Origin of the sequence: Streptomyces sp. MB09-01 (assembly GCF_033794505.1) — a bacterium.
In the GTDB taxonomy this organism is placed as follows: Bacteria; Actinomycetota; Actinomycetes; order Streptomycetales; family Streptomycetaceae; genus Streptomyces.
In genome coordinates, this window is record NZ_JARAYQ010000053.1 from 1 (window position 1) to 11629 (window position 11629).

Sequence of the window (11629 nt, forward strand, 5' to 3'; positions counted from 1 at the left end):
CCGCCACGGAGACCCCCGCCACGGAGACCCCCGCCACGGAGACCCCTGCGACGGAGACCCCGACGACGGAGACGCCGACCACGGAAACCCCGACGACGGAGACCGAGTCGTCCCAGGAGACCGGTGAGGCCGCCGCGGAAGCAAGTTCGGTCGCGTCCGGCTGACCCTGAGCCCGGCGACATGGCTCCCCGTGCGGCTGGCAGTTCACACGGCGAAGCCGCCCTGCAGCTGATCAGCCCCTGCCAGCCCCTGCCAGGCCCGTCGGGCCCCAGGGGCTTCGGCTTGCCCTGTCGGCAGCGCAGCCAGGCCGTTCCGTGGATCGTCAAACCCCGGTCCTGCTCCCTCCCGTCGTAACTCGCCCTGCCGGAGCACGGCTTCCGGGCTGGGATCATAATCTCGCCATGAACATGCTTACCCTGCGGGTGCTGTGGCGTTCCTGCTCGTCGGGACCGGCCTGAGTGGCTGTTCCCTCCTCCCCCCGTTCGAGACCTGCGAGGGAACCGAGGAGGCCGTGGCCGAGCTCGACGAGCTGCCCGCGTTGGCGCTGCGTCCGGAGGGGGCGGTGTCCGTCGGCGGTGGTCCGTGGGCGGGATCCTCATGCGTCGACGACACCGCGGGCGCCTGGCTCTCCGCGCAGCGGCTCTACGCGTACAGCGGGACCAGGGAGGAGGTGCTGGAGTACTACGGCCGGGAAGCGCCGGTGGCGGGATGGCGTCCGGTGCGCGACCTGGACACGGGGCCCGACGGCCGGATCGCGGTCTTCTGTTTCGAATCCGCCGACCGGCCGAGCATCACCCTCGCCTTCGACTCACCCAAGATGCTCCGCGAGATCTACGGGGTGGAGCCGGACTCGGGGGCCCTGCTGGGCGTGGAGGCCCGGACCTGGTTCTCGTTGTCCGCCGAGGCGGCGCCCGACGGTTCGCGCACGACCTGTTACTAACTGATCATTCCAGAATGAGACGGGCGTAGGGCATGACGTCACTCTTGGCCAGGGAGGTGATTGAGGACTTCGTCCCACACGTGGCCGCCGTCAGCCCAGGTCCACAACCATCGTCGCAGTGATGCGGTTGCATGACGCAGACCGTTGTGAGGGTCTTCGCCCCATGTGGGCTCCCAACCGTCAGTGTCGTAGAGCAGCACCGGGTTGTCGACCGCGGTCAACGAAAGGTGCCACTCCATCGTGCAGCCGCCGTACGTGAGGTGGAGCCACGATGCCGGCACGCCCCGCGCCCGATTGCGCTCGTAGATGGTGACCGCGCACGGCCAGTCGCTCAGGTGCCCCGGTGCGCGGTTGCCTTCGGTCAGGGACGCGAGCCCGCTGTCGGGGCCGAATCCTCCGTTGGCAACCTCGGTGTAAACGCGCCGGAGCAGCTCGGGCAGTCGGCGCCGCAGTCTGCGTTCTGCCTCCTCGACCTCAGCCAGGGTGATCGGGGGGAACAACGGTCCGCGGGGAGCGTCGGCATAGTAGACGGCCACCTCCTCGGTCCCCGCCCTGAGCTCGACTGTTCCGTCGCTGCAGTACGACACGATGTCGTCCCGGCCCTGGTCCAACCGCTCGCTGCCATAGCGCTCGGCCATCCACGTGGCGGGGACGTCCGCCGTGTCGAAACGCAGGCCCGGATCCCACGCGCGAGCCCGCAGCTTCTCGATCAATACGTCGTCGTCCGCCTCCCCAGCCCCGGGCTCAAGGAGAGGCTCCGGGGGGAGTGACGCAGGCACGGCGTGCGGAGGGAAGGTCATGCGCCGGGAGTCTACTGCTGGGCTCCGACTGCCTGTCGGAGCCGTCGGAGGCAGGTGAGGTTGCGGGCGAGTTCGAGCAGACCCTGATGGAGGTCGGCACGGTGTTCGTAGCGAATGCGGAGTCGTTTGAACTGGTGGAGCCAGGCGAAGGTCCGCTCGGACGACCCATCGGGGTGCGGGCGGGTCCGGAGCCGTGAACGACACCGCGGCGAGCCATCAGGGGCTTGGCTGCGTAGCTGAGAAGGGAGAACGTATGTAGACGAGTTGCGGGAGCAGTCGCTTGGTGCTGATGTCCGGAATGCCCGTGATCGCTACGTGGGCGTCGTCTGTCAGCGCTGGGCGGCCCCCGGTGGGGTGGCGGTGCCGTTCAGGCAGTGGTCGAGGAGTGCGTGCATGCGCGGAATGGGGAGGGCCGGATTGGCTGCGGCGCCCTCGGCGGTGCGGGGGTCGGCGAGGAGGGTCTCCAGGGCTTCCGGTGACAGGCTCGGGTTGGTGACCGCTGCCCGGCGCACCGACGCGTCGGGGTCCTCCACCGGGGGGTCGGGCAAGGCGGGATCGGCTGCGGCCAGGGCCCGTACCTCGGGATCCGGGTGGTCGATGAGGTGAGCCCGGCCGGTACGGGGGAACGCGGGCAGGTCCAGCAGGTGCGGACGGTGGGCAGGGCGTGTGACGAAGACATCCAGGAGGAGGTGCGGCGGAGCCAGCGGGTGGAGGCAGGCCAGCCGGATCCTCACCTCCTCGTCGTCGTCCTGCGCGAGCGTCTCGGCGAGTTCCGCCGACAGGCCCGGCCAACTTGCCGCAACCCGGCGGAGCACCGGCTCCTCGGACACCGCACAGGCGGCGAACCAGCCGGGCGACGGCCCGACGTCCGGCTCCCTATGCGACCTGGTGAACGGCTCGCCGATCGGGCAGGTGCAGTCAGGACCGTGCCCGAGGACCTGATCGATCGCCCAGTACTCCGCCCAGGTGTGGGTGAAGGGGTGGAGGCGCGCGCACATCCGCACGTCCTCGTCCGGGTCCTGCATCAACTCCGCCACCAGGTCCGGTCCTACGTCGGGCCGGGCGGCGACCGACGCGCGGACCTCCGCGTCGGGGTGGCGGGCGAGACGGGCGAGGGCGTAGGCGGGGATGTGCGGGTTCCGGGCCATGGGGAGCACCGTGCCGTCCGTGAAGCACTGCTCGACGAGGGCGGGGGACAGAGCACACGTGTCGAACACGAATCGGTTGCGCGAGCCGAAGGACGGCAGCATGGTCTCCACCCGTTCCGGGTCCAGCCGCCAGTTTCTGTCCTGCGCCGCTTTACGGACCGCGGGGTCCGGATCGTCGAGCAGCCCCGCCCGCTGGGCCGGGGTGAGCGACTCCCACCGCCAAGTGGCCCGCATCCGGAGTTCGGGGTCCTCGCTGCCGGCCATGGAGCGGAAGAAGAACAGCGGGATCTGCCGGGACGAGTCGAGCTCCCCGATGATCTCGTTCACGGTGACCTTGCCGTCCACGCCCGCGTCCTGGGCGGTCAGGAGGGTCACGAGGATGTCGTCCGGCAGCGGTCGGACCCATCGGAGATAGTGACGGGGGCCCGTGGCGAGCCACCCGCGGACGACCCCCGACGGGTCCGTTGCCAAGGGGGCGAGCCGCGCCGGGTCGACGTACCGGTTGCGGGCGAGCGTGCGGCGGATGACGCCCTCCGGATGGCCCAGGGCAGCGTCGATGACGGCGTCAGGCAGGTCACGACCCTCGCACATCAGCAGGCCGGCTTCACCGGCCGCTCGATCCAACAGGCGTACCAGTACGTCGGAGGGCGCCGCCCGATTGAAGGCGATGCCGCGCAGCCACAGTTCACGCAGAGAGTCGAACACCGTGTCATCCTGCCACCTCGCCTCCTGAACGGGGCCGCCCGACGACGACCGCGGCGGCGCTTACCGGCGGCTCCGTCTGCAGGGCTTCGGACCACGTGGCGAGGGTTCTCGCTCTTGGGCAACAAACGCTCTCGCTACTGACCGACAAAGCCGAGGGGCTTGATGCCGTGTAGGCCGCAACGGCAACAAGGATCTGTCCGTCAGCTGTTCTGCCGTCGTCCGAGCAAACGGCCCTGCTCCTGCTTCAGGCCCTCGAACCCGTGCCGCGCGTACGCGGCTATCTCCTCACTGGGGAAGGGCACCACGGACAGGTGCTGGTCATAGTGCCCCTGGTCCCACCGGGCGGCTGTGATCTCGTAGCCGGAGACGTGTGCGCACAACTGAAGCAGGATCGGCGGCATCTCCGAGCCGCTCAAGAGGTCGGCGTGCTTGATGACGAGGGCGCGCATCGCCTGGATGTTCGGGAGGAAGACGGTCCTGACCCACAACCGCCACTCGGCGAGCTCCTCATCCGAAGGTGGTATCTCATGCACGAAGGGCGACCTGCCGTCAGGACGAGCGTTGCCCTCCATGAACGCGCCGAAGATGCGGCTGTTGGCTTCCGTGAGAGCGAACAGCGGGCCGTAGAGATCGCTGAGCTGGCGATTCAAGCGGGCGAGACGTTCTTGGCGCTGCGACAGACGCATGCCGTTGAGATAGGTGGCTACGTAACCCACGAACGCCAGCGCGATGGTGACGACTACTGTGATCATGGAAGGCGATGCTAGTGAGCACCACCTCCTTCGGTCAGCCGGCGGCAGCAGATCAGGACGTGATCCGATGCGCGGCGCCGCCCAGGTCCCGGGCCTCACGCCTTCGCGGTTCACGACCTGCTGCTGACGCTGCATGAGTTGTTCCTCGCGTGCCTGAGAGCAGCCAGGCCTCCGTCCGCGGACCGCGGACGGAGGCTCTGCTATCGCAGACTCGCCGAATGAGATGGCGTCTCACTCATGTCTCAGCACCAGCGGGTGTGGCGGCAGAGGTTCGAGCCGTGACCTCCGGAGCGGTTCGAGTCGCCCGAGTCTTTGGGGAGGCCGTCGGGGAAGGTGCGGTTGCGGTTGCGGTCGCTGGGATAGGGGTCGCGGTAGTCGGGGTCGCCGTCGTCGTCGCCGTCGGGGAGCATCGCTGGGGCACCGGTTCCGCGGTGGGATTCCGGGCAGCCGTTGACGGGCGAAGACAGAGAGAGCGTCACATCCGCGTTGCTGCGGATCGGTTCGCCGCCGGCAGGGTCGTGGGCGCACACGCGCCAGGCCTCGTACCTTCCCTCGTCGGGCAGTGTGTCGTTGACGTAGGCCGCCCGGGCCCGGACGCGTTCGGCGGGCACCCCGAGGGCGACGACCTCCGCGCGTGCCTGCGGCCAGGTCTTCCACACCAAGTCGGGCATCGTGGGCAGGGGCAGCGGGCCGCCGTCCTGGGTCGGGCACGGGTCGCCCCGGTGTACCGCGCCGAGTTCGACCGTGGGGTACGCATCGATCCCGGTTCCCGCCTCCTTCTGGAAGCAGACCGTCCACAGTCCCCGGGAGCTGAACTTGATGTCTTCGTCCCGGTCGGACGCGTCGTGGAAGACAACCCTGGTACCGGTCTTGGTGATCCTGCTGTACGCGACTTCCAGACTCTGGCCCCGAAAGTCCTGCAGCGGCCTTCTCGAGACCACGGGTGCAGCGGATACGGAGGGGGCCGCCGCGGTGGGAGTGACGTGCGCGGCTGCCGGGTGGCCCTGTGGCCCGTTCTTCGCAGGAGCAGGGGCGACCGCGCCCAGCAGTGCCCCGGCGGCAATCGTCGCCACCACCTTGCCCTGCTTCGACCAGGGATTCTCCAGCCACAGGGCGACTAGGGCGCCCATCAGCGCGACCAGGCCCAGTCCGGGCGCGATCAGCCCGCAGATCGGCACGGCGGCGATGAACCCGATGCGGGCCGCATTCGTCCGCCACCATCCCGTCGGGGACGAGTCCTGCGGTTGGTGTGGCGGCTTCGACAGCTGGGGGGCGGGGAGTGGGCCAGACAAGAGAATGCCCTTCGTGCTCACGTGATGGTGTGCACGCATCGTAAGGACATGGCACGAGGACGCCTCGGCCAGCCCCCGGCTCCCCGACCTGGGCAACCCCGTCCCGCACCGCCGGCCCGGCCCGGTTGCAACGCGAGGCACGCAGGAGCGCCTTGCGGGATGCGACTCGGGGCGAGACCGGCATGGACGGCATGTGGGGCGCGGCCACGAAGAAGGTCATCGGCGCCGACGTGGACGACCCGCGCTTCGTTCCGACATCGCCGCCGTCGGACCCGGTGGCCGCTCCGGAACGGATAGTGGTGGCACGCTGGCTCGCCAGGACCACGACCGGCAGCTACGCCGTCGGTTCGATGGAAGTGATGCCCCTGACGCCGCCGAGGGACGCCCCCTTGGCAGACTGCTTCCCGGGGCGTTTGAGGTCGAGGGGGAATGGTGTCGCGGCAGGTCTGGTTGTGGGCGGGGGTGGGGTGGTTGGCTCTTGTGTTGGTATGCGGTGCATTCACGCTGTACCTGCATGGATCGGAGGATCCCGGATCAGGGTCGACCCATTGGGAACGAGCTCCCGCTCCGAGTGGCACGCCTTCGCGCTGTCCCAGCCCGACCGCAGAGGCCGCGGGAAGCCCAAGCGCCTGCACCTACTGGGAACGTGGTTAGGCCGCTTCTTCTCAGATCATCGGAGGCTACTGGCCGGCGGCCGAGGTGCCGGCCGGACGTGCCTGGGGGAGCTGTGGGGGCGGCAGCCGACGTGGCCGGGTTGCAAGACCGGCACACGCCGAAATGCTGTTCACTTCACTGGGTGGTTTTCGCTCTGGTTGTAGTCTTTGCCGATATTGACGGCAACCGGAGAGGTGTAACCCCACAACGAGATATCCCCGGTACAGGAAGCGCCCCCCTCCTCATCGGTAACCCAGCGCTTTTCCCAGCCGCTGAAGAGCCCCTCATCCTTAACGAAGTAACCGGGACGGAAGGTGTGGGCGAACTCTTCGACAGCATCCAAGATCTCCCGTGCCCAACGACTTTGCTGCGCAAGGCCAGGGTCGTCGAAGACGCTGACCTTAGGAAGATTCACCTCTACGCGCAGCGTCGGCTCAATGTGCTGCTCGGTCGCGCAGCCGGCAAACCCGGCCGATACGTCTGCCCTGCCGACATAGTTGCCCACCAGGCGCTTGGTGTCGTCAGGCAACTTCGAGGCGGCCACCCAGGTGCGTATGTCGTGCCCTGTGGCGTCGGCGAAATTGGCATGAATGCCATCCGAACGCACGGGCGGAGCGTCTTCGCTCCCGCAGGCCGTCGTCGACACGACCAAGACCCCACCGGCCAGTACCGCAGTCAGCCTGCGCTTCAACTCTGCCCCTCCCACGCCACCAGCCCAGGCGATGCGCGCCCGAAAACTCCAGTGGCCCCAGCGCGCATCTTAACCGGGGGTGATGTCAGGCCAGAGAACACCGCCAATGACGCCCGGGTTTCTCGGGTTAAGGCAATCCGCCCATATGCGCCAGCCTTGCAAGGGCGATCAATTCGAGGGGAAACGTATATGGATAACAAGAGGGAGAACGGCGGGGACGACGCCGTGTTCTTCGTTAGCGGCACAGCGGGCGAGACGCCCGAGAGCGTCGACACTGCGCCTACTCCTGGTCGCCGGGCGTCTCGATCGCCATCGAGGACCGTCATGGGCCTTGTCCGCTGCCGTGCTGATCGCGGCCCCGAGCTTTGAGTGCCGAGAAAGCAGCGCGCCGGGTGCGGCTCATCGCCTCGCCGGAATCTCAGGGGAGGTAGGCGCCCGAGACGGCAGCGGCTGCGAAGGAGGTGCCCCACAGGCCGGTATCAGCCGGAGGGGAGAGGGGAAGGCGGCCGAGCGGATGGCTTTTGCTCCCCCCGTAGGCTTCCTCGGTCAAAGCCTCCTCAAGCGGACTGCAGTTGTACGCTGCGCGCCCGCCTGTGTGGTCCTGTGCCAAGGCGACCACCGCCTGAGGGAGACGGGCCGGGTAGCCGCATGGGGTCCACATTCCAGAGTTCCCTGCAGCGGCGACCAGCACGGGCAGGTTCGCCTTCACGGAGCAGTAGCTCAGGGTGTAGTCGATGCTCCTACCCACCGAGGTGGTGCAGCGTCCCGATAGCTCTGTGGTGAGGCTGGCGTTGATCAGGTCATATTGATCCGACCACAGGGCATACATGAGGCCGGCCAGCACCTCGTACGACTCGCCTTCTTTTTTCTCGTTGAGCACACGGATGGGGTAAATATCCGCGTTTCCTTGGACGGCTTTGATGGCCGTGGCGACCGCTGTGCCGTGTCCGTGCGGGTCTGCTGCTGGTGTTCTCCTGATCCCGCTGTCGTCGCATTTGATGAAGTCGAGCATGTCATGGCCCGATCCACGGACTCCGGTGTCCAGCACCGCCACGCGGTGGCCTCTCGCCCGACGCCAGGGCCGCACTGGTTGCACGCTGCGTACGAGCTGGTCCAGCGCGGCGGCATCGAACGGGTCGTCTGGGATGGTGGCATCTCCTTGGTGGGTTGACTGGAACTGGTAGCCCGGCTCCCACAGCAGCTGAGGTCCCCAGGGCTCGGGGGAGTCGTAGGGAGAGCGGGGATGCCGCCAGGGGTCGATCATCAGCTCGGCCTGCAGCTGCGCCGTAACCGGAATACCCAGGCCGGGCGGGTGGTGGGCGACAGCGAGGGCAGGGCTGTCGTCGCCGAAGCGGTCTGCGGAATGCCAGTCGACTTCCCTGAATTCCACGATTCTGGGCTGCTCGATTCTGAGCCGCTGCGGCGTTCTCAGGTCCCGCCAGCGTTCGATGAGCCGTTCGATCCGCCACCGTGGCCCAACCACCGTCGAATAGCCTGCCGTGTCTTCGCACACAGTTCCTCCACTTCGTCAGGAGCGTAGGTTCGTCGGGTGCGCAAGGCCTTTCCGGGCTGCGCCATTCGGCGGCATGCCTAGGTAGAATTGTGCGGATGCCCGCAACCTGGTGCCATGACTGAAGATGTGGTGCCGTACCGGTACCGGCAGCACCTGGTCACGGACGATGAGCTGGCCGCCTGGGGCCCGCATCGGGCCGAGTACGACGGCAGCATCCTCGGCGTCCATGGCCCGTGCCCGAACTGCCGACACACCACCGAGCTGTCCGTCGAGCGGTCCGTCATGGCCCGTGGACAAAGTGGAGAGCTGCCGGCTCTTGCGCCCACCGCACGGATGACCAGGATCTGCCATTGCGCCTGCGGCCAGGAACACCCTCAGCCCGGAGCGGCGGAGCCGGCACAGAACTGCGGGAGCTGGTGGCTGGTCACGATGGCGCTGGACCCCGATGTGACGCCGGCCGTGCGGGCAGCAACGGACTCCTCCCTGCTGCCTGCCCTGCGTGCGGTGCAGGAGGTGACGGCGACGGAGGAGGCCACCCTTCGATCGTCGGCAGAGAAGTGGATCGCGGCGGTAACTGCGCTGCTCGGCCTGTTCGGGCTGGCGGGGGTGGTAGTCGGCAAGGACGCGTTCGTGGGCATGAGCACGGAGGCGCGCGTCGTGGCCGGCATCTTCTCACTGGTCGCCATCGCTGGGGCTGCCGGAGCGCTCGTCTTGGCCTACAAGGCGGCGTACGGATGGCCCGTAGAAGTCAACCTCGGCAACGACCACCTGCTCACCACATGGTTCATCAATCGGCGAGAACGTCTGAAAGAAGCGGCGCGCCAGCTGCGCTGCGCGGTTGTCTGGGCCCTGTGCTCCTTGGGCGCGCTGGTGGTGGCCCTCGGGTGCATCTGGTTCTGGCCGCGCTCTTCCCCTGCGGGGCCTCTCGTCGAGGTGACCCGCGGCAACGACTCCAAGGTCTGCGGCACTCTCCTCGATTCCAAGATCGATCACGAGCTGAGGATGAGGCTGCCGAACGGTGAAGTGGAGTTGTTCGGCGCGCCTGACATGAGGTGGGTCAAGAACGTGGGGAGCTGCCCTTCGTGACGGCCCGAGGCGGCCGGTGGATGCAGCTGGTATCCGGACGGATCGGAGGCGCGGCGCAGCCCTGATGCCGCGCCTGGCATCTCGGTACCCGGCCAGGTCGGCCGTCGGCCAGTGATGGCCCCGCCGCGGCCGGTCCGGTGGGCAGTGATCCCGCCCGAGAGACGGCCGAGCGCATCGTGCAGGCGGTCCGCGAAGGCAACAGGGCGGCCATCCGCGTCCTGCTGGCCGACCTGGCCGCGGTCGCGGACACCCCGCCCGCTGGATCTGTACGAGCGGCTGTACCGGCCTCGGCGAGGCGCACTGTTCAGGCGCGGAGGAACAAGTCGCCGATATGCATCCGATGTCGGCCCCACGACGGGCCCGGGCGGCGGGGGACCTCACGGCCCTGGGCGAGCCACTGCCGCTCCACGGCCTCGTAGATCGGCGTATCGGATGCCTGCGGGAACTCTTGTGCCAGCCGAGAGAATCCGGTCCACTGCGGAGGCGAAACGGTTGTCTGCTCCATACCGGGCCAACGAGGACGCCCTGCCAGGCGTGGCGGTGCGTGACCGTTTCGTCATGAACCGGGCCAGAGCGGTGCGGGAGGTGACGGCGCCCCGCCACCGGACGGGGCGGCAGGACCGTCACACGAACGCCGGCCCGAGGTGACGGGCCGGTGGGCACTCGTGTTGCCGCACTCAACACCCACGGCCGCCGCACGTCACGCCGGGCTGACCCGTCAGAGGTGGCGGCGATTGTCGGGGCCTTCCCGGTCGCCGGCGCTCTCGTCGCTGGACCCGGAGTCACCGGCCGCCAGACACCGGAAGGAGTGGGTGTTCTCGGAGGGCAGCGCAGCCGTGGCGGTCCGCTTGCCGACTTGTTGACGAGCGTAGAAGAGGACCTGAGGCGGCATCAGCCGAAGCAGCGGACCGCCGAGGCAGACGAACAGGTTCGCAGGCCACTGGGCGGGCGGGGTGCAGTGGCGATTCGCTGGTGAACCGGCGTTTCCGGGAGGGAGGACCAGGTCCCGAGAGCGTGCCGCTGACAGCGCGAGGACCGGTAGAACCGCCCCGTGATGATCATGGTGAGGATGTCGACGGTGGATGGCAAGGCGAGAGTCTCGGTACCTCGCCCCTCGCCCCTCGCCCGTCGGAGGCGAGCCGTGCCGTACGACGAACTCGCCTCCGTAGAGAAGCGCCGCTCCGGCGGGTGCGCAGGCCCTGGCCTGGCCTCCCCGCATCCCGGCGAGTTCTGCCCGGTCCATCTGTTGCCCATTCGTCTACTGTCCCGCTGTCCCGCTGTCCCGCTGTCCCGCTGTCCCGCTGTCCCGCTGTCCCGCTGTCTCGCTGTTCCGCTGTCCTGCCGTCCGCTCAGTCGTCAAAGTGCAGCTCGGGTCGGGTCCAGAGGGTGAGATCGCTGCTGGTGGCGACCGCCAGGGTCAGGCCGGAGGGAGAGAACCCGGCTGCGCGGAGTTCTGAGTATTCGGAGTGGAAGATGTGCCACCACGTCCCTCCGGCCGGGCCTTTGTGGGACCCGCCGTCGGCGGAGAGGATGACGCGGTCGTGGGGCCATTCGGGGCTGACGACGTCCAGGGTCCAGCCGTCCGGTGTGGTGCTGTGCAGGCCGCCGCCGAAGAGCCCGGCGATACGCACCGGCGTGCCCTCGATCCGTCCGAGCCCGGGGCAGGTGAGCTCCGGCGACGCGTCCGGAGTGCTCGTGCCGGGGTCCGGGTGCCGTTCGCGGGCGACCTTCTCGCCGGTGACCGCGTCGAAGAGTCCATGGCCGTCGCTGGACACGACCATGACGAGGTCGTGCCCGCTGTCGGGATGGGCCGCGAAGCCGATGCCGAGCAGACCCCCGATCGGGGTCCTGCGGTCCAGCACCGGCTGCCACGGCTCCGGGGCCGGCATGACGGTGGCGGCGAGGTAGCGCTCGCGCAGGTTCTGCTGGTACTCCGTGATCAACTCGTCTCCTCTGGGCCGTCTGTGTCGAGGTCAAGACCACACACGATCTCAAGGTGACAGGAACGATGCACCTTCGATGACAGCGATCCTGCTCACGCCGCCTCG

9 protein-coding genes and 1 pseudogene are annotated in these 11629 nt (G+C 68.4%); 2 read left to right on the top strand and 8 right to left on the bottom strand.

Going from position 1 to position 11629, the window contains the following annotated elements:
* Window positions 1-427: 427 nt before the first annotated feature.
* A complete protein-coding gene (locus PV721_RS14090; protein WP_319723906.1) occupies window positions 428-940 on the top strand; it encodes a hypothetical protein in 513 nt (170 codons plus the stop codon).
* 38 nt (window positions 941-978) lie between these two features.
* On the opposite strand, the gene PV721_RS14095 is transcribed toward PV721_RS14090, so the two are convergent.
* The 7 genes and pseudogenes from PV721_RS14095 to PV721_RS14125 form a co-directional block, all read right to left on the bottom strand.
* A complete protein-coding gene (locus tag PV721_RS14095) occupies window positions 979-1653 on the bottom strand; it encodes a hypothetical protein (RefSeq protein WP_319723907.1) in 675 nt (224 codons plus the stop codon).
* Window positions 1654-1751: 98 nt separating this feature from the next.
* Window positions 1752-1963: pseudogene (locus PV721_RS14100) on the bottom strand (transposase); the annotation flags it as partial.
* 106 nt (window positions 1964-2069) lie between these two features.
* Window positions 2070-3593, bottom strand: a complete 1524-nt coding sequence (locus tag PV721_RS14105; RefSeq protein WP_319723908.1) for a hypothetical protein — start codon at window positions 3591-3593, stop codon at window positions 2070-2072.
* A gap of 200 nt (window positions 3594-3793) precedes the next feature.
* Entirely contained in the window at window positions 3794-4345 is a 552-nt protein-coding gene (locus PV721_RS14110) for a hypothetical protein (RefSeq protein WP_319723909.1), read from the bottom strand.
* 242 nt (window positions 4346-4587) lie between these two features.
* Window positions 4588-5637, bottom strand: a complete 1050-nt coding sequence (locus tag PV721_RS14115; protein WP_319723910.1) for a PASTA domain-containing protein — start codon at window positions 5635-5637, stop codon at window positions 4588-4590.
* A gap of 784 nt (window positions 5638-6421) precedes the next feature.
* Window positions 6422-6982, bottom strand: coding sequence for a hypothetical protein (locus PV721_RS14120; protein WP_319723911.1), 561 nt, complete (start codon window positions 6980-6982; stop codon window positions 6422-6424).
* Window positions 6983-7400: 418 nt separating this feature from the next.
* The gene (locus PV721_RS14125; protein ID WP_319723913.1) at window positions 7401-8495 is read right to left on the bottom strand and encodes a S8/S53 family peptidase; all 1095 of its coding nucleotides are present in this window, start codon (window positions 8493-8495) and stop codon (window positions 7401-7403) included.
* Window positions 8496-8621: 126 nt separating this feature from the next.
* Between PV721_RS14125 and PV721_RS14130 the strand changes: the two genes are divergently transcribed.
* Window positions 8622-9581: a hypothetical protein gene (locus PV721_RS14130; protein WP_319723915.1), complete on the top strand. Its 960-nt coding sequence runs from the start codon at window positions 8622-8624 to the stop codon at window positions 9579-9581.
* Between the two features lie 1349 nt (window positions 9582-10930).
* Here the strand turns inward: PV721_RS14130 and PV721_RS14135 are convergent.
* Window positions 10931-11524, bottom strand: a complete 594-nt coding sequence (locus PV721_RS14135) for a hypothetical protein (protein WP_319723918.1) — start codon at window positions 11522-11524, stop codon at window positions 10931-10933.
* Window positions 11525-11629 lie beyond the last annotated feature (105 nt).

Excerpts from the sequence above, each read along its gene's own strand:
- PV721_RS14110 (WP_319723909.1), bottom strand. The coding sequence starts at position 4,345 with ATGATCACAGTAGTCGTCACCATCGCGCTGGCGTTCGTGGGTTACGTA.